We start from the raw sequence: 17082 nt of genomic DNA, 5'->3' as shown, positions 1-17082 counted from the left end.
TCAGCGTGCGCCGATGCGCGCGTCGCCGAAAAGGGCCTTGAGCTCGCGCGGCTGCGAGCGCCAGTACTGCGGCGGCGCCTGGACCTGCGCGCCCAGCTCGGCGGCCGCGCGCCACGGCCAGTGCGGCTCGAACAGCGCGGCGCGCGCGATGGCCACCGCATCGGCCTGGCCCGCGGCGATCACGGCCTCGGCCTGCTTCGGCTCGGTGATGAGGCCGACAGCGAAGACCGGCACGTCGACCTCTGCCTTGATGCGCTCGGCCAGCGGCACCTGGTAGCCGGGCGACAGCGGGATCTTCTGCTGCGGCGAGACGCCACCGGAGGACACATGCACGAAGTCGCAGCCCTGCGCCGTCAGCGCCTTCGAGAACGCAATGCTGCCCTCCACATCCCAGCCGCCTTCGACCCAGTCGGTGGCGGACAGGCGCACGCCGACCGGCATCGACGCCGGCACCGCGGCACGCACCGCCTCGAACACCTCGAGCGGGAAGCGCAGCCGGTTTTCGAGCGAGCCGCCGTAGTCGTCGGTGCGCTGGTTCGACAGCGGCGAGAGGAACTGATGCATCAAATAGCCGTGCGCGCCGTGCAGCTCGATGGCGTCGAGGCCCAGCGCCTGCGAACGCTTCGCGGCCTGCACGAAAGCAGCTTTCACGCGCGCCAGGCCGGCAGCATCGAGCGCCAGCGGCGCCGGCTCGCCGGGCGCATGCGGCAGGGCCGACGCCGACACCGTCTGCCATGCGCCTTCGTCCGGCCCGAGGGCCTGGCCGCCTTCCCACGGGATGTGGCTCGACGCCTTGCGCCCGGCGTGGCCGAGCTGGATCGCGATGGGCATGCGCGAATGCTGGCGCACCGCCTTCAGCACGCGCGCGATCGCCGCCTCGGTCGCGTCGTCGTACAGGCCCACGTCACGCGGCGTGATGCGGCCGATGGCCTCGACCGCCGTGGCCTCGATGATCAACAGCCCGGCGCCCGACAGCGCGAGCTGGCCGAGGTGGATCAGGTGCCAGTCGTTCATGCAGCCGTCGTCGGCGGAGTACTGGCACATCGGGGCGATCACGATGCGGTTGGGCAGCGTCAGCGCGCCGACTTGCAGTGGAGAGAAAAGCGAGCTCATGAAGTCCTTGGATTGACGTCGGGCGGGGGGTTGCGGGCGCGCAGCATGCCTTCCTGCGCGGTCGATGCGACGAGGCGTCCGTCGCGGGTGAAAAGGCTGCCGCGCGCGAGCCCGCGCGCACCGCTGGCGCTCGGCGAATCGAGCTGGTACAGCAGCCAGTCGTCGAGGCGGAAATCGCGGTGGAACCACATCGCGTGGTCGAGGCTGGCCATGCGCACGCCCGGCTGCATGTAGCTCAGGCCGTGCGGCAACAGGGCCGCACCGAGCAGGCCGTGGTCGGACGCGTAGGCGAGCAGCGCGCGGTGGATGAGCGGATCGTCCGGCAGTGGCGCGACGGCACGCAACCAGATCGAGCGCGTGGCCTCGCGCCGCGCCGGCGCCAGCAGGTCGTCGGCCTCGACCGGTCGGAACTCGATGCCGTGCGGCTGCACGCCCTTCTCGCGCACGCGCTCGGGCAGTCGGTCGCCGAGGTCGATGCGTCGCTGCAGGTCGCTCTTCACGCCCTCGGGGCCGGCCACGGCGGGCATCGGCATCTGGTGCTCGACACCCGCGTCGATCGTCTGGAACGACGCCGACATCTCGAAGATGATGCGCTCGCCCTGGCGCGCCACCACGTGCCGCGTGGTGAAGCTGCGGCCGTCGCGCACGCGGTCGACCGCGTAGTCGATGGGCGCATGCTCGCCCGGCAGCAGGAAGTAGGCGTGCATCGAATGCACCGGCCGGTCGGCATCGACCGTGCGGCTCGCCGCCATCAGCGACTGGCCGAGCACCTGGCCGCCGAACACCGCGGGCGTGCCCAGGTCTTCGCTCTGCGCGCGGAAGCGGTCGTCGCCCAGCGGCTCGAGTTGCATGAGGTCGACGAGGTCGTCGACAAGGCGGGCGGCGGTGGCGGGATCGGTCATCGAAAAAGGCCGCGGGGGCGAGAAAGAAAACCCGTGGACCATAGCAAAGCGCGGCCGAATGCGCTGTCGCGCCGGTCAGGCCCGGCGGCGCGGCCGGGTCCAGCCGGCGAAGAGCGCCCCGCCCGCCGCGCTCCCAGCGGCCATCCCCAGCAGCCCACCCAGCCCACGCGTGGCATCGATCAGCACCGGCATGGGGGCCACCGCATCGACGGCGCGAATGGCAATCGGCAACGCCACGCCCGCGGCCAGCGTGAAGAGCGCGGCGCGCCACGCGGGCTTGCGTCGGCCCAGCCAGCCGGCGACTGCGAAGGACGGCAACCAGGCGGCCAGCACGATGCCGGCGTAGACCGGGCCGAAGCCGGCCAGGTCCTGCAGCGAGGTCTGCAGGCGCAGCCGCGCCGGCATCTCCACGCCGAGCGCGACCAGCGCGTTCAGGTTGAACTGCGTCTGCACCAGCGATCCCCAGGCGATGGCCAGCAGGGCGGCGCCGGCGAAGGCGATCAGACGCTTGCGCCAGGGGCGGTGGGTTGCAGGGCTTTCGAGATGCATCGGTGGCGGGCTCTGTTCGATACTGAAGCCATGACAAGGCGCCCGGTCCGGGGCGCCACTGGCCCGCATCATGGAGCACCACGAATGAACGACCGCGCCTTGGGGTCTCACCGCACGATGGCCCTCGTCGCCGCCGCGCTGCTGTCGGCGGGCCTGCTGGCCATGCCGGCCCAGTCGACCGCCGCGTCACCCAGCGTGCCCTACCGCATCGAAACCGTCGCCGAGGGGCTGGTGCATCCGTGGGCGCTGGCGAGCCTGCCGGACGGCCGCCTGCTGGTGACGGAGCGACCGGGCCGGTTGCGCGTGCTGACGCCGGCGGCCGGCGGTGGCCACGCGCTGCGTGCCGCGCCGGTGGCGGGCCTGCCGCCGATCTTCGTGCGCGGGCAGTCGGGCCTGTTCGATGTGCTGGTCGACCCAGGCTTCGCCGACAACGGGTTCATCTACCTCTCGTTCGCGCACGGCACGCCCGCCGCCAACCACCTGCGCGTGGTGCGCGCGCGCTTCGACGGCACCCGCCTGCACGACGTGAAGGACATCTTCACCTCGCGACCGGCGAAGACGCACAGCCAGCATTTCGGTGGCCGCATGGCGCTGCTGGGCGACGGCACGCTGGTGGTCGGCATGGGCGACGGCAACCTCGAACGCACCGACGCCCAGCGCCTGCACACGCACCTGGGCAAGATCCTGCGCATTGGCCGCGACGGCAGCGTGCCGGCCGACAACCCCTTCGTCGGGCGCAGCGGCGCCCTGCCCGAGATCTACAGCGTCGGCCACCGCAACCCGCAGGGCATGGTGAGCCTGCCCGGCGAGCAGGCGCTGTACGCGCACGAACACGGCTCCAAGGGCGGCGACGAACTCAACCGCATCGAACGCGGCGCCAACTACGGCTGGCCGATCACCACCGGCGGCGTCGACTACACGGGTGCGCGCATCACGCCCTACCGCACCTACGCCGGCATCACGCCGCCGCTGCTCGAATGGACGCCGTCGATCGCGCCGGCCGGCATGGCGCACTACGACGGCACGCTGTTCCCGGCCTGGCGCGGCAGCCTCTTCGTGACGGCGCTGAAGGAGAAGAGCGTGCGCCGCGTGCCGATGCAGGAAGGCCGCACCGGCACGCAGGAGACGCTGTTCACCGAACTCAACGAGCGCCTGCGCGACGTGCGCGCCGGCCCCGATGGCGCGCTGTATCTGCTGACCGACAACAAGGCCGGGCGGGTGCTGAAGGTGGTGCCGCGCTGAGAACGTGTGAATGAACCTGCTGCGCACCCCGATCTCGCATCTGCGGTCCTCACCGCACGCGAGTGCGGCTCCGGTCCTCGACGCAAGCTCGGGGCGCTCGCGACGGTTCCTTCACACGTTCTGAGCCACAAGACCGCTCAGCCTTCGATGCGCACCCGCGCGGCAGCCAACTACCGGCGGTGTCAGCGGTCGAGATCGGCGCCGTCGGCGCGCAGCTTCGTCTGCAACCCCGCCACGTCGACGTCGGCAAAGCGGCCGGCACCCAGCGTCGCTGCGGCCGTGCCCGCCGCCTGCCCCATCACGAAGCAGCCGCCGCTCGCGCGTGCGGCCGACTGCCCTTCGTGTGTCATGGCAGCGCAGCGGCCTGCCACCAACAGGTTGTCAACCGCCTTGGGTACCAGCATGCGCCAGGGCAGGTGGTTGTAGGTGTTGGCGTCGTCGCGCGGGAAGGCCCACTGGATGCGGCCGTCGGCATGCATCTCCATCGGCCAGCCGTTGAGGCCGATCACGTCGTCGAACTTGGCGGACGAGAGGATGTCCTCACCGGTCAGCGCGTAGACGCCTTCGATGCGGCGTGTCTCGCGCAGCCCGACCTGCGGCGCGATCTCGACGATGGCCGACTGCTCGAAGCCCGGCACCTCGGCGCGCAGGAAGCGGAAGTACTCGGCGATCTGGCGGCGGCCTTCGAGTTCGCCCTCGCTCAGCTCGCGCGCGTCCACGCCGTTCATCGCGGTGCCCTGGGCATTGCGGATCTGCGTGACATTCGCGCGCCATTCGCGCGGGTCGATGTTGGGCCGCAGGATGGCGCCGTCGCGTGGGAAGCGGTAGGCGTCGGGGCTGCGCTCGCGCACCGTGTTCATCAGGTCGTTGATGGCCTTGAACTCGCCCACGGCGGCCAGCGCACGCGGCGCGTCGACCTGGCCGACGCGGAACATGGTGGTCGGGAACAGGCCGCTGCCGTGGCCGTCACCGACCTCGAAGGGCACGCCGGCGAAGGCGGCGACGTCGGCGTCGCCGCTGCCGTCGACGAAGGCATTGGCACGGATCGCCTGGCGACCCGACTTGGTCTCGACCACCAGCGCCGCGATGCGCGTGCCGTCCATCAGCACGGCCGCTGCATGCGCGTGGAACAGCAGTTCGACACCCGCGTCGAGCAGCCACTGGTCGGCCGCGCACTTGTAGACCGAGGTGTCGTAGGAACGCACGCGAATGCGGCCCTGCATGCCGTCCTGCGGTTTGTTGAGGCCGCCCATGGCGTCCATGCGCGCGAGCAGGTCGTCGGCCACGCCGTGCACCACCTGCGTCATCTCGCCACCGCGCTTGGCGTACAGGCCCGCGAAGTTGGTCACGCCGCCCGCCGTGCCCATGCCGCCGAGGAAGCCGTAGCGCTCGACCAGCAGCGTGCGCGCGCCGTGGCGCGACGCGCTCACCGCGGCGGCCAAGCCCGCGGGCCCGCCGCCGACCACCACGACGTCGTAGTCGCCATACACCGGCAGTTCGCGCGCCGGTTCGTGCATCGACGCCGCCGTCATTGCAGCTTGATGCCCTGCGACTGGATGATGCGGCTCATGATGGCCGCCTCTTCCTTCACGCGCACCTGCATGCCTTCGGGCGAGGTGCCGACGGCCTGCCAGCCCTGTTCGAAGAGCTTCCGGCGCACGTCGGGGTCCTTCATGATCACGGCGAGCTCCTTCGTGATGCGGGCCTGCGCCACCTTCGACAGCGTGGCCGGGCCGAGCAGCGCGGTCCACACCTCGAGGGCGAAGTCCTTCACGCCGGCGTCGGCCAGCGGCGGCACGTCGGGTGCCAGCGGGCTGCGTCCGCTGGTCAGGCCGATGGCCTTGAGCTTGCCCGCGCGGATCTGCGGCAGCGCGACGCCCGGCGGGATCAGCGCGAACTGGATCTGGTTGCCGATCAGGTCGGTCACCACCTGCGGGTTGCCCTGGTAGGGAACGTGCACCGCCGCCATGCCGGGCACCTTGCTCTTGAGCAGCTCGGTGCCGAGGTGGCCGACCGAGCCCACGCCGACGGAGCCGTAGCTCCACTTATTGCCGCTGGTACGGGCCGCGTCGAAGAAGGCGGTGCCGCTGGGCAGGCTGTTCTGCGCGACCAGCACCAGCGGCGCGGTGGCGATGAGCGACAGGTAGGTGAAGTCCTTGGCCGGGTCGTACGGCAGCTTCGGGTAGAGCATCTTCGACGACGTGAGGTTGCCGTTGATGACGAGGCCGATCGTGTGGTCGTCGGCCGCCTTCGCCACGATGTCGGCCGCGATGTTGCCCGACGCGCCGGCGCGGTTGTCCACCACCACCGGCTGGCCGAGCGCGCGCGACAGCGGCTCGGCGATGGCACGCGCCGCGATGTCGGGCGTCGAACCGCCGGGGAAGCCGACCAGCAGGCGGATCGGCTTGGTGGGCCAGGCAGTGCCCTGTGCCGATGCGGCCAGGGGCAGTGCCGCGGCGGCGGCCAGGGCGAGAACGAGAAGGGAACGACGCATGGGATTCGCTTTCACAGGTGAAGGGACTTATTCGAGGCTGATGTTGCCGATGCGCACCAGCTCGCCATAGACCTTCGACTTGGCTTCGGCATTGCGTTCGATCTCTTCCGGCGACCAGGCCAGGGGCTCGAAGGCAAAGGTGTCGAAGCGCGCACGAATCTCCGGATCGGCGATGACCTTCGCGACATCGGCGTTGATTTTCGCCTTGACGGCGGCCGGCACGCCCTTCGGCGTGAGCAGCGAGACGAAGGAATTCACCTCGAGCGAGGGCGGCCCACCGGCCTCGGCCATGGTGGGTACGTCGGGCATCTGCGGCACGCGCTTGGACGCGGCCACGGCGATGTAGCGCAACTTCCCAGCTTTGTAGATGCCCTGGCTCGACGGGATACTGGCGAAGCTCCACGGCACCTCACCCGCGCCGACGTTGGCGAAGAGCTGCGACACCTCGCGGTAGGGCACATGCTGCATGCGCACGCCGGTCAGCGCATCGAGCTGCTGGCCGCCGAGGTGGCCGGGGCTGCCCACGCCCCACGAGCCGTAGCTGACCTGCCCCGGATGCGCCTTGGCATCGGCGATCAGGTCGCTCATGGTCTTGTACTTCGACTCGCTGCCCACGGCCACGAAGAAGGGCGTACGGAACAGCGAGGCCACCGGGTCGAAGTGCTGCAGCGTCACGAAGTTGCGCGACTTGTACAGGTGCGGCAGCGCAGCGATGTGCTCGCTGTCGAGTTGCAGCAGCGTGTAGCCGTCAGGCGCGGCACGGCGCGCCTGCTCGATGGCGATGAAGCCGCCGCCGCCGGGCTTGTTGTCGACCACCACGCGCTGGTTCCACAGGCGAGAGAGCTTGTCCGAGACCAGGCGCAGCACCGCGTCGGGGCCGCTGCCTGCGGCGAAGGGGGTGATCAGGGTCACAGGCTTGCTGGGGAAGTCGGCCGCACTCGCAGCAGCGGTCTGGGCGAGGGCTTGGACGCCCGACAAGAGTGCAGTGGCCGCTGTCGCCGTCGCGAGCAGCCGTTGAATCGATCGCATGGGTGTTGTCTCCGGTTGGTTTTATGGGGTTGCTGTCATGCAGAGGAAATGCATGCACCGATCATGCCGTGCTCGCGTGTCCGTATATCGGCATCGTCGAGGCAGTGTTCGGGCCGCCAGGCGTAAAGCCACTCGACCGCGTCGTAGAAGCGCTCCGGCGTGCGGCCCGCCCACAGGCTGTTGCGCACCAGGCGTTCGACGCCCTTCGCGTGGTAGAGCCGGCCCATCTCGCGCACCGACAGCACGACGCGCGCGGTGCGTGCGACACGGGCCGAGCTGTAGAGGCGGAAAGCGGCCGGCAGGTCGAAGCGCCCGTCGTCGGCGCGGCACGCCTGCACCGCGGCGCCGAGCGTGACCGCGTCTTCCAGCGCCATGCAGGCGCCCTGCGCGAGGTACTGCATCATGGGATGCGCGGCGTCGCCCAGCAGGGTGGCGTTGCCTTCGCTCCAGGTGGCGACCGGGTCGCGGTCGGCGGTGCTCCAGCGGCGCCACGAGCTCGGCCGGTCCAGCAGTTGCCGCGGGCGCGCATGTACGCCGTCGAAGTACGACAGCACCTCGGCCTGGCTGCCCTCGCTCACCCCCCACACCTCCTTGTCGCGGCTGTGGAAGGTCACGACCAGGTTGTACAGCTCGCCATGGCGCAAGGGGTAGTGCACCAGGTGGCAGTTGGGGCCGGCCCAGACCACCGGTGCGTTCCAGCGCAGGTCGGCCGGCATGTCCTCGGCCGGCACCACGGCGCGGTAGACCACGTGGCCGGACACGCGCGGCGCGTCGCCGATCAGCTGCGCGCGCACGATCGACTTCACGCCGTCGCAGCCGACCACGGCATCGGCACTGAAGTGCCGGCCGTCGCGCGTGTGCGCCTGCACGCGCGCACCGCCGAGTTCGAGCACGTCGACCTGCGCGCCGGTGTGCACGCGAATCAGCGGCTGCCGCTGCACCGCGTCGAACAGCGCGCCGTGCAGATCGGCCCGGTGGCTCACCGCATACGGGTTGCCAAAGCGCGTGCGGAAGGCCTCGCCCACCGGCACCGAGGCGACTTCGCTGCCATCGACGGCGTCCATCATCACCAGCCGGTCGGTGAAGACCGAGCCGCTGCGCACCGCCTCGCCCACGCCCAGCGCATCGAGCGCGGCAAAGGCGTTGGGGCCGAGTTGCAGGCCGGCACCGATCTCGCCGATGGTGGCGCTTTGCTCCAGCAAGTCGACCGCCAGGCCGAGCCGTGCCAGCGACAAGGCCGCGGCCATGCCGCCGATGCCGCCGCCGATGAGCAGGACGCGGGGGGTGTCGTTTGTCGTGGGGGATGTGTTCATCGCCGTGCTCCTGCGCTGGTCACTCGATGCGAACCGACAGCGACGGCAACCCGTCGATGCGCACCACCATCGACTGCCCGCGCTGCACCGCACCCACGCCTTCGGGCGTGCCGGTGAAGATCAGGTCGCCGGGATGCAGCGTGAAGAGCGTCGACAGATTGGCGATGACCTCGTCGACTGACCAGATCAGGTGCGCGACGGTGGCCTGCTGGCGCACCGTGCCGTCGACCTCGAGCACGATGCCCGCGCTGTCGACGCCGGCCGCATCAGCGCGGCGCACGATCGGCGCGATGGGTGCGGAGAAGTCGAAGGCCTTGCCCACTTCCCACGGCCGGCCCTTTTCGCGGGCGGCGATCTGCAGGTCGCGCCGCGTCATGTCCAGGCCCACCGCGTAGCCGTAGATGTGCGACGCAGCATCGGCCTGCGCGATGTCGCGGCCGCCCTTCCCGATGGCGACCACCAGCTCGGCCTCGTAGTGGTAGTTCTTGGTCAGCGGTGGGTAGGGGAGCGTGGCCGTCGCGCCTTCGGCCACCGGCACCACCGACGCATCGTCGTTGGGCTTGCAGAAGAAGAAGGGCGGCTCGCGGTCGGGGTCGAAGCCCATCTCGCGGGCATGCGCCGCGTAGTTGCGGCCGACGCAGTAGACACGGCGCACGGGAAACAGGTCGTCGCTGCCGACGATGGGCAGGCCGACGACGGCGGGCGGGGTGACGACGAAGGACATGGGTGCTCCTGCCGCTCGCGGCGGCGAATGATCGAAACAAGAAAACGGGAGGCCGAACCGCGCAGGCTCAGAACGTGTGAAGGAACCGTCGCGAGCGCGCCGAGCTTGCGTCGAGGACCGGAGCCGCACTCTCGTGCGGTGAGGACCGCAGATGCGAGATCGGGGCGCGCAGCAGGTTCATTCACACGTTCTCAGTCGTCGAGGAAGGCCTCGCGCAGCACGCCCATGGCCTGTTGCACCGGGCGGTCGGAGAAGCTGAAGAGCACGACGTCATCAGCCGCCACCAGCTTCAGCGGTGCCCACGAGGGCACGACGAAGGTGTCGCGCGGGCCGAAGTCGAAGCGCTGGCCGCCGATGTCGGCATGGCCGCGGCCTTCGACCACGCTGTACACCGCGCCATCGGTCATGCGGTGCGTCCTGCCGGTGAAGCCGCGCGGCAGCAGCTGCAGGTTCGTCGCGATGGTCGGCATCGGCGAGCCGCCGGTCAACGGGTTGATGTAGCGCAGCTTGTGGCCCAGCCAGGCGTCGGGCGCTTCCTGCGTCTGCAACTGCGCCAGCGCCTCGCGGCTGCGGGCATAGGGGTAGTTGAAGATCGGCGAGGTGGCGGAGGTGTGGTCATGCCGCACCGGCACCATGTTGTGGCCGAAGCGCGCCAGGCTGTGGCCTTCGGTCCGGGCCACGTGCTGCACCTTGGCGTCGGCGTTCTCGGCGAAGCCGGCGTCGAAGAAGCGCACCATCGGGATGTCCAGGCCGTCGAGCCACACCACCGGTTCGCTCACGCCCTCGATGCCCTCGTTGCCGTGGTCGTGCCAGGCCCACGAGGGCGTGATGATGAAGTCGCCCGGGTGCATCGTGGTGCGCTCGCCACCGACCGTGGTGTACGCCCCCTTGCCGTCGACGATGAAGCGCAGCGCCGACTGCACATGGCGATGCGAAGGCGCCACTTCGCCCGGCATGATGAGCTGCAGACCGGCATAGAGCGACTGCGTGATCGACGAGCGTCCCGGGATCGCCGGGTTCTCCAGCACCAGCACGCGGCGCACGGCCTCCTCGGCGGTGATGAGTTCGGCCGATTCCATCAGCAGCGGCCGGATGTCGTCGTAGCGCCAGAGCGCTGGCACGCAGGGCGTCTGCGGCTCGCGCGGCACCAGCGCGTGGAGCGACTCCCACAGCGGCGTGAGGTTCAGCGGACGGATGCGCTCGTAGTAGGCGCGTCGCTCGTCGGCCTGGGGCGCGACGGCGCGCCGGGTGGCGGTGTTCATGGGGTTTGTCTCCTGGAGAGGACGGGCATCTGCCGTGCCTCGGTGCGCCATTGTTCGCCGCGCCCCACTATGGAATCAAGACCGCCCGCCAATAGTCGATATCTCCTTTTTCGATAATGGGGGTCCCGCCACCCACGAAGTTGCATCCATGGCCAAGCTCGATCTCGACTGGATCGCCGTGTTCGACGCGGTCTACCTGACCGGCAGCGTGTCGAAGGCGGCCGACCGCCTCGGCATGGCGCAGGCGGCGGCCAGCACCATGCTCAACAAACTGCGCGCGCACTTCGACGACCGGCTGTTCACGCGTACCGCGCGCGGCATGCAGCCGACGCCGCATGCGGAGCGCATCCGGCCACACTTGCGCGAGGCGCTCCTGCAACTGGAGGCCGCACGCGGCAGCCACGCAGCCTTCGACCCGGCGCGCGCGCAGCGCCGCTTGCGCATCTGCATGACCGACATCAGCGAGGTCGTGCTGCTGCCCGGCCTGCTCGACCACCTGCGCCGGGTGGCGCCGGGCGTTCAGCTGGAAACGGAGATCGTCTCGACCGACAGCGGCCGGCGGCTGGAGAACGGCGAGGTCGACCTGGCGGTGGGCTTCATGCCGCAGCTGGACGCCGGCTTCTACCAGCAGACGCTCTTCCTGCAGAACTTCGTCTGCCTGGTCGCGCAGAACCACCCACGCATCGGCGCACGCCTGACGAGAAAGCGCTTCGAGACGGAGGCGCATGCGGTGATCTCGTCGTCGGGCACGGGCCACGCCATCGTCGACAAGACGCTGGCGCGGCTGGGCGTGCAGCGCCACGTGGTGGCCCGGCTGTCGAGCTTTCTGAGCGTGGCGCGCATCGTGGCGCACACCGAACTGATCGTCACGGTGCCGCGCGTGTTGGGCGAGGTGCTGGCGACGCAGGAGCCGGTGCGGCTGATGGAGCTGCCCTTCGCCCTGCCCTCGTACGCGGTCAAGCAGCACTGGCACGAGCGCTTCCACGCCGAGCCCGGCAACGCATGGCTGCGGCGGACCATGGCCCAGCTCTTCGGCGGCGGATAGGGCGCGCCCACATAATCCGCACCCACCGTCCCACCGAATCAACGCCATGTCTTCCATCACCCTGCGCTTCCTGGCCGAACCGAGCACCGTCAACTTCGGCGGCAAAGTCCATGGCGGCACCGTCATGAAGTGGATCGACGAGGCGGGCTACGCCTGTGCCACGAGCTGGTCCAAGCGCTATTGCGTGACGGTGTTCATCGGCAGCATCCGCTTCCACCGCCCGATCATGATCGGCGACCTCGTGGAAGTCGAAGCGCGCCTGGTCTACACCGGCCGCACAAGCATGAACATTTCGGTGGAAGTGCGCAGCGGCGACATGAAGGGCGGCGGCATGCACAAGACGACCGAATGCCTGATCGTGTTCGTCTCGGTCGATTCGCACGGCCAGCCGCTGCCGGTCGATGCCTTCACGCCGGCCACGCCGGGCGAGATGGCGCTGGCCGAACGGGCGCGGGCGCATCTCGATGCGAGCCGCGCCGCAGGCGCTTCGGCCCCGGCGCCCGCCCCCTCCGACAACTGAAGCTCAGTGATCCCGTAGCGCTGCGAGCCACCGGCAGCCGAGCAACCGGCGCAGCCAAGTGCCAGGGATACCGCGGAACCGGCTTTGCCGGGCCGCTGGTATCGCCCCCTTGAGGGGGAGGCGGCGACACGCAGTGCGCCGCTTCGGGGGTGGGCTTTGTTTCAGGCGGCCGGCAGCACCGTGCCGCTGACCTCGCCCAGCCCGATGCGCACTGCGCCGTCGCGCTCGCAGTAACCGCGCAACGTCAGCGTGTCGCCGTCTTCCAGGAAGGTGCGCGTCTCGCCGTTGGGCAGCGTCATCGGCTGCTTGCCGCCCAGGGTGATCTCCAGCAGCGAGCCGGCTTCTTCCAGCGTCGGGCCCGACAGCGTGCCCGAGCCCAGCAGGTCGCCGGGCTGCAGGTTGCAGCCATTGACCGTGTGGTGGGTGACGAGTTGCGCGGCGGTCCAGTAGGCGGCCTGCGTGGTGCTGCCGCGCGTCAGGCGCGTGGCGGGCTCGCCGGCGTCGCGCATCTTCGCGGTCTGCAGCCACACCTCCAGCGTGATGGCCAGCGCGCCGCGCTCGCGGTTGGCAGGCGAATCGAGATACGGCATCGGCTGCGGGTCGCCCGCGGGCCGTTCGAACTTCGCACGGAAGGGCGCGAGCGCTTCCATGGTGACGATCCACGGCGACAGCGTCGAGGCGAAGTTCTTCGCGAGGAAGGGGCCGAGCGGCTGGTATTCCCAAGCCTGCAGGTCACGCGCCGACCAGTCGTTGAGCAGCGTCACGCCGAACAGGTGCTGCTCGGCATCGGCGATGGCGATGGGCGCGCCCAGCGCGTTGCCCTGGCCGATGAGAAAGCCGAGCTCGAGCTCGTAGTCGAGCCGCTTGGACGGGCCGAAGCTGGGCTCGGCCGCATCGGGTGCCTTGGTCTGGCCCTGCGGGCGCTTGAAGCGCTGCCCGCTCACGCCGATGGACGACGCACGGCCGTGGTAGCCGATGGGCACCCACTTGTAGTTGGGCATCAGCGGCTGGTCGGGGCGGAACAGCTTGCCGACCGTGGTCGCGTGGTGGATGCCGGTGTAGAAGTCGGTGTAGTCGCCGATGCGGCAGGGCAGCGCCATCTCGACCGCCGCCTGCGGGTACAGCGCGATCTCCCACTCGCCCTTCTTGGCGCTGTCTTCCTGCAGGCCTTCGGACAATGCCGTGCGCAGCGCCGCGCGCTCCGCGGGCGTGGCGGCCATCAGCAGGTTCATGTCGGCATGGTCGATCACCTTCGCAGCCTTCAGGTCGAGCACCTGGTCGCCGATGGCCACGCCGATGCGGAAGGGCTCGTCGGTGCCGGCTGGCCGGAAGCGACCGAAGGGCAGGTTCTGGATGGGAAAGTCGGTGCCCGTGGCGTTGGCGGATTCGACCCAGCTGCGCAGCGCTGGGTTGTGGGTGGCGTCGAGTGTGGTCATGGGTGCTTTCAGTCTGCGGACATGCCGGCCTTCTTGGCGACGTCGCCGAGGCGTTGGTATTCGGATTGGGTGAGCTTGGCCAGCGCCTCGGCCGAGGAGCCGCGTGGCGTGAAGCCGGCCTGCGTGAGCTTGTCCTTCACCTCGGGCAGGGCGAGCGCCTCCGTGAAGGCGTCGTTGAGCGCCTTGACGATCGGCGCCGGCAGATTCGCCGGGCCGTACACGCCGAACCACGGGTCGAGCGCATAGCCCTTCAGGCCCGTCTCGGCGATCGTCGGCACGTCGGGCAGCGACGGCGATCGCGCCGGGCCGGCCACCGCCAGCGCACGCAGCTTGCCGGCCTGGATGTGCGGCAGCGACGCGGGCAGGTTGTCGAACATCACGCCGATGGTGTTGCCCAGCATGTCGTTGATGGCCGGGCCGCTGCCCTTGTAGGCGACGTGCGTGAGCTCGGTGCCGGTCATCTGCGCGAACATCACGCCGGCCAGGTTCATCGAGGTGCCGGCGCCCGCGGTCGCATAGGGCAGGCCGGGCGCCTTCTTGGCGGCGGCGATCAGGTCGGCGGCGCTCTTGATGGGCGAGGTCGCGGGCACTTCGAGCACGATGGTCGAGGTGCCCAAGAGGCTGATGGCGGTGAAGTCGCGGCGCGGGTCGAAGGCCATCGACTTGTAGATGTGCGGGTTGAGCGCATTGGTCGAGATGGCGCCGAAGCCGATGGTGTAGCCGTCGGGCGCTGCCTTGGCCACCACGTCCATGCCGATGTTGCCGCCGGCGCCGCCGCGGTTCTCGATGATCACCGGCTGGCCCAGTTTCTCGGACACCTTCTGGCCCACCGTGCGCGCCACGAGGTCGGTGGTGCCGCCCGCGGTGTAGGGCACGATGAATCGGATCGGCTTGGCGGGGTAGTCGGCGGCCTGCGCGGTTGCCACGGTGGCGAAAGGCAGGCCGATCACGGCGGTGGCAACGAGCGCGGCGAAGCTCGCGCGGCGGGAAGAGGCGAAGGTCATGTCTCGGGGTCGTTGTTGTGGGAAAGGCGTTCATTGTTGCGGCGCGCGGGAAACCCTGCACGCGCCGCGCTTGGGGCCGTCGGCCCCTCAGCCTTTGAACTGGTCCTTGAGGCCGGCCCAGCAGTCGGCATAGGCGTCGTCCAGCGCCGGGCTCTGCATCGCGAACGGCGTGGGCACGAAGCGGAAACGGCTCTCGAACATGAAGGCCAGCGTGTGGTCGAGCTTCTGCGGCGCAAGCGAAGCATGGCTGGCCTTGTCGAAGGCTTCCTCGTCCGGGCCGTGCGGCACCATCGGGTTGTGCAGGCTGGCGCCGCCGGGCTTGAAGCCGCCGGGCTTGGCGTCGTATTCACCGTACACCAGGCCCATGAACTCGCTCATGAGGTTGCGGTGGTACCACGGCGGACGGAAGGTGTCTTCCATCACCAGCCAGCGCGGCGGGAAGATCACGAAGTCGCAGTTGGCCGTGCCGGGCGTGTCGCTCGGCGAGGTGAGCACGGTGAAGATCGACGGGTCCGGGTGGTCGAAGCTGATCGAGCCGATGGTCATGAAGTTGACCGTGTCGTACTTCACCGGCGCCAGGTTGCCATGCCACGCGACCACGTTGAAGGGCGACTGCTTCATCGGCGCGCGCCAGAAGCGGCCACCGAATTTCTTGACGACCTCGTAGACCCCGTCACCGCCTTCGATGTCTTCGTACGCGGCCACAGGCGCCTGGAAATCGCGCGCGTTGGCCAGGCCGTTGGAGCCGATCGGGCCGAGCTCGGGCAGACGGAACTGCGCGCCGTAGTTTTCGCAGACGTAGCCGCGCGACACGCCGTCGGGCAGCGCCACCTTGAAGGCCACGCCACGCGGCAGCAGCGCGATCTCGCCCGGCTTCACGTGCAGCACGCCCATCTCGGTGGTGATGACCAGCCGGCCCTGCTGCGGCACCAGCAGCATCTCGCCATCGGCGTTGACGAAGGCGCGGCGCTCCATCGAGCGGCCAGCCAGGTACATGTGCGCGGCCACACCGGCCTGCGCTTCGGCGTCGCCGTTGGCGGCCAGCGTGTGCATGCCGTCGACGAAGTCGGTGGTGGCCGCGGAGGCGCCGATCGGCATGGGATGCCAGCGCAGCGGCTCGGGCGCCACCGCCATGTCGCGGTCGGCGCCGGTCGTCCACAACGGCTGTGCGTAGGGCTGGTAGCGGCCCGACACCACCGAAGGCTGGCGGCGGTACAGCCAGGTGCGGCGATTGGTGTGGCGCGGCGCGGTGAAGGCGGTGCCGGAGATCAGCTCGGGGTACAGGTCGAAGGGCGCGCGCTGCGGGCTGTTGCGACCCTGCGGCAGCGCGCCGGCCACGGCCTCGCTCGCGTATTCGTTGCCGAAGCCGTGCTGGTAGCGCGGGGCGGTGTCGCTCGGTGGGATGTTCATTGTTTTGTCTCCATCAGAAAGTTCGTCTAATCCGAATGCGTTCGCATGGGGCGAATTTTCGCAGTGTAGTGCGAGCGCCGGTTCATGTCTAATCCGTTCTTCATCCATGAATGAACCGCGACAGAGACGGGACCAATGGCCAGCAGCAGCAAAAGCAGCATCACCCAACGCGACAGCCCCGCCCAGCGAGGCATCCAGAGCATCGAGGTCGGCGGCCAGTTGCTGCGCGCACTGGTGCACCACGGCCGCCCGATGGCGCTGAAAGACCTGGCGCGCGAAGCCGACATGACGCCCGCCAAGGCGCACCCGTACATGGTGAGCTTCGGACGCCTCGGCCTCGTCGAACAGGACGGCGCCAGCGGCCACTATCGGCTCGGGCCGCTCGCCCTGCAATTGGGGCTGATCGGCCTGCAGCAGGCCGACCCGGTGCACCTCGCCACGCCGCTGATGGCGCCGCTGGCTGCGCAGATCGGCCAGACCGTCGGCCTGGCCGTGTGGGGTGCGCGCGGCGCGACCATGGTGCATATCGCGCAGGCGCCCTCGCCCGTGCACGTGAGCCTGCGGCATGGCACCGTCTTCTCGCTGACGCGCACCGCGTCCGGCCGGTTGTTCGCCGCCTACCTGCCGCCGGCCGAGGTCCGCCGGATGCTGGAGGACGAACGTCGCCGCGAGAAGCAGCGCAAGGCCGACGCGCCTGCCGCCGCCGGCCTGCCGTCGGCCCGGCCCCTGCCGTCGTGGAGCGAGTTCGAAGTGCAGCTCGACGAGGTGCGCGCGCACGGCGCGAGCCGCTCGGAGAACGAGGTGATCCCCGGTGTCAGCGCCATGGCCGCGCCGGTGTTCGACCACACCGGCGCCATCGTGCTGGCCGTGACCGCGATCGGTCCGTCGGGCATCTTCGACACCCGCTGGGCCGGAACGGTAGCGACAGCGCTCGTGCGCTGCGCGCGGCAGGTGTCCGACCGGCTGGGCACGCCCGACGCGCAGGGCGCCCCGGCCAGCCGCCGCCCGTCGGCCCTGGCGGCAGACGCGAGGGAATAGC

General features: G+C 70.0%; 16 protein-coding genes. 4 read left to right on the top strand and 12 right to left on the bottom strand.

Annotated elements, in window-relative coordinates; genetic code table 11:
- The 3 genes from ACSFA0_RS03250 to ACSFA0_RS03240 all read right to left on the bottom strand — a co-directional run bounded on the left by ACSFA0_RS03250 (position 1) and on the right by ACSFA0_RS03240 (position 2564).
- On the bottom strand, positions 1-1113 hold the full coding sequence (locus ACSFA0_RS03250; RefSeq protein ID WP_435448804.1) for an NADH:flavin oxidoreductase/NADH oxidase: 1113 nt from the start codon (positions 1111-1113) through the stop codon (positions 1-3).
- A complete protein-coding gene (locus ACSFA0_RS03245) occupies positions 1110-2015 on the bottom strand; it encodes an acyl-CoA thioesterase (RefSeq protein WP_435448803.1) in 906 nt (301 codons plus the stop codon). Before ACSFA0_RS03245 ends, ACSFA0_RS03250 begins: the two co-directional genes overlap by 4 nt.
- A 75-nt stretch (positions 2016-2090) precedes the next feature.
- Positions 2091-2564, bottom strand: coding sequence for a hypothetical protein (locus ACSFA0_RS03240; RefSeq protein ID WP_435448802.1), 474 nt, complete (start codon positions 2562-2564; stop codon positions 2091-2093).
- An 84-nt stretch (positions 2565-2648) separates the two neighbouring features.
- Here ACSFA0_RS03240 and ACSFA0_RS03235 point away from each other — a divergent pair, with 84 nt between their 5' ends.
- Positions 2649-3806, top strand: a complete 1158-nt coding sequence (locus tag ACSFA0_RS03235) for a PQQ-dependent sugar dehydrogenase (RefSeq protein ID WP_435448801.1) — start codon at positions 2649-2651, stop codon at positions 3804-3806.
- A gap of 182 nt (positions 3807-3988) precedes the next feature.
- Here the strand turns inward: ACSFA0_RS03235 and ACSFA0_RS03230 are convergent, their stop codons facing one another.
- The 6 genes from ACSFA0_RS03230 to gtdA form a co-directional block, all read right to left on the bottom strand.
- Positions 3989-5338 carry an FAD-dependent oxidoreductase gene (locus ACSFA0_RS03230; protein WP_435448800.1) on the bottom strand — a complete coding sequence of 450 codons (1350 nt, stop codon included), beginning with the start codon at positions 5336-5338 and terminating at the stop codon, positions 3989-3991.
- The gene (locus ACSFA0_RS03225; RefSeq protein WP_435448799.1) at positions 5335-6300 is read right to left on the bottom strand and encodes a Bug family tripartite tricarboxylate transporter substrate binding protein; all 966 of its coding nucleotides are present in this window, start codon (positions 6298-6300) and stop codon (positions 5335-5337) included. Before ACSFA0_RS03225 ends, ACSFA0_RS03230 begins: the two co-directional genes overlap by 4 nt.
- Positions 6301-6327: 27 nt before the next feature.
- Positions 6328-7329 carry a Bug family tripartite tricarboxylate transporter substrate binding protein gene (locus ACSFA0_RS03220; protein ID WP_435448798.1) on the bottom strand — a complete coding sequence of 334 codons (1002 nt, stop codon included), beginning with the start codon at positions 7327-7329 and terminating at the stop codon, positions 6328-6330.
- 35 nt (positions 7330-7364) lie between these two features.
- Positions 7365-8642 (bottom strand): 3-hydroxybenzoate 6-monooxygenase, encoded by a 1278-nt coding sequence (locus ACSFA0_RS03215; RefSeq protein WP_435448797.1) that lies wholly within the window; start codon positions 8640-8642, stop codon positions 7365-7367.
- 19 nt (positions 8643-8661) lie between these two features.
- The gene (locus tag ACSFA0_RS03210; protein WP_435448796.1) at positions 8662-9366 is read right to left on the bottom strand and encodes a fumarylacetoacetate hydrolase family protein; all 705 of its coding nucleotides are present in this window, start codon (positions 9364-9366) and stop codon (positions 8662-8664) included.
- Positions 9367-9557: 191 nt separating this feature from the next.
- Positions 9558-10628: a gentisate 1,2-dioxygenase gene (gtdA, locus tag ACSFA0_RS03205; protein ID WP_435448795.1), complete on the bottom strand. Its 1071-nt coding sequence runs from the start codon at positions 10626-10628 to the stop codon at positions 9558-9560.
- 148 nt (positions 10629-10776) lie between these two features.
- Between gtdA and ACSFA0_RS03200 the strand changes: the two genes are divergently transcribed.
- Complete coding sequence (locus tag ACSFA0_RS03200) at positions 10777-11673, top strand: LysR family transcriptional regulator (protein ID WP_435448794.1); 897 nt, start codon at positions 10777-10779, stop codon at positions 11671-11673.
- A 46-nt stretch (positions 11674-11719) separates the two neighbouring features.
- A complete protein-coding gene (locus ACSFA0_RS03195) occupies positions 11720-12193 on the top strand; it encodes an acyl-CoA thioesterase (protein WP_435448793.1) in 474 nt (157 codons plus the stop codon).
- Positions 12194-12354: 161 nt separating this feature from the next.
- On the opposite strand, the gene fahA is transcribed toward ACSFA0_RS03195, so the two are convergent.
- The 3 genes from fahA to hmgA all read right to left on the bottom strand — a co-directional run bounded on the left by fahA (position 12355) and on the right by hmgA (position 16043).
- Positions 12355-13629, bottom strand: a complete 1275-nt coding sequence (gene fahA / locus ACSFA0_RS03190) for a fumarylacetoacetase (protein ID WP_435448792.1) — start codon at positions 13627-13629, stop codon at positions 12355-12357.
- Between the two features lie 8 nt (positions 13630-13637).
- Positions 13638-14633 (bottom strand): Bug family tripartite tricarboxylate transporter substrate binding protein, encoded by a 996-nt coding sequence (locus ACSFA0_RS03185; protein ID WP_435448791.1) that lies wholly within the window; start codon positions 14631-14633, stop codon positions 13638-13640.
- An 87-nt stretch (positions 14634-14720) separates the two neighbouring features.
- A complete protein-coding gene (gene hmgA / locus ACSFA0_RS03180) occupies positions 14721-16043 on the bottom strand; it encodes a homogentisate 1,2-dioxygenase (protein WP_435448790.1) in 1323 nt (440 codons plus the stop codon).
- Positions 16044-16178: 135 nt separating this feature from the next.
- Here hmgA and ACSFA0_RS03175 point away from each other — a divergent pair, with 135 nt between their 5' ends.
- Positions 16179-17081: an IclR family transcriptional regulator gene (locus ACSFA0_RS03175; protein ID WP_435448789.1), complete on the top strand. Its 903-nt coding sequence runs from the start codon at positions 16179-16181 to the stop codon at positions 17079-17081.
- Position 17082: the final 1 nt, after the last annotated feature.

This window comes from Variovorax restrictus (genome assembly GCF_051216715.1).
Classification (GTDB): Bacteria; Pseudomonadota; Gammaproteobacteria; order Burkholderiales; family Burkholderiaceae_C; genus Variovorax.
Note: the sequence above shows the minus strand (reverse complement) of the source record. Positions and strands in the feature narration are given on the sequence as shown.

Coding starts and splice junctions, on each gene's coding strand:
- ACSFA0_RS03250 (WP_435448804.1), bottom strand. CDS start 1,113: ATGAGCTCGCTTTTCTCTCCACTGCAAGTCGGCGCGCTGACGCTGCCC.
- ACSFA0_RS03195 (WP_435448793.1), top strand. CDS start 11,720: ATGTCTTCCATCACCCTGCGCTTCCTGGCCGAACCGAGCACCGTCAAC.
- ACSFA0_RS03185 (WP_435448791.1), bottom strand. CDS start 14,633: ATGACCTTCGCCTCTTCCCGCCGCGCGAGCTTCGCCGCGCTCGTTGCC.
- hmgA (WP_435448790.1), bottom strand. CDS start 16,043: ATGAACATCCCACCGAGCGACACCGCCCCGCGCTACCAGCACGGCTTC.
- ACSFA0_RS03175 (WP_435448789.1), top strand. CDS start 16,179: ATGGCCAGCAGCAGCAAAAGCAGCATCACCCAACGCGACAGCCCCGCC.
- fahA (WP_435448792.1), bottom strand. CDS start 13,629: ATGACCACACTCGACGCCACCCACAACCCAGCGCTGCGCAGCTGGGTC.
- ACSFA0_RS03200 (WP_435448794.1), top strand. CDS start 10,777: ATGGCCAAGCTCGATCTCGACTGGATCGCCGTGTTCGACGCGGTCTAC.
- ACSFA0_RS03225 (WP_435448799.1), bottom strand. CDS start 6,300: ATGCGTCGTTCCCTTCTCGTTCTCGCCCTGGCCGCCGCCGCGGCACTG.
- ACSFA0_RS03235 (WP_435448801.1), top strand. CDS start 2,649: ATGAACGACCGCGCCTTGGGGTCTCACCGCACGATGGCCCTCGTCGCC.
- ACSFA0_RS03210 (WP_435448796.1), bottom strand. CDS start 9,366: ATGTCCTTCGTCGTCACCCCGCCCGCCGTCGTCGGCCTGCCCATCGTC.
- gtdA (WP_435448795.1), bottom strand. CDS start 10,628: ATGAACACCGCCACCCGGCGCGCCGTCGCGCCCCAGGCCGACGAGCGA.
- ACSFA0_RS03220 (WP_435448798.1), bottom strand. CDS start 7,329: ATGCGATCGATTCAACGGCTGCTCGCGACGGCGACAGCGGCCACTGCA.
- ACSFA0_RS03215 (WP_435448797.1), bottom strand. CDS start 8,642: ATGAACACATCCCCCACGACAAACGACACCCCCCGCGTCCTGCTCATC.
- ACSFA0_RS03245 (WP_435448803.1), bottom strand. CDS start 2,015: ATGACCGATCCCGCCACCGCCGCCCGCCTTGTCGACGACCTCGTCGAC.
- ACSFA0_RS03230 (WP_435448800.1), bottom strand. CDS start 5,338: ATGACGGCGGCGTCGATGCACGAACCGGCGCGCGAACTGCCGGTGTAT.
- ACSFA0_RS03240 (WP_435448802.1), bottom strand. CDS start 2,564: ATGCATCTCGAAAGCCCTGCAACCCACCGCCCCTGGCGCAAGCGTCTG.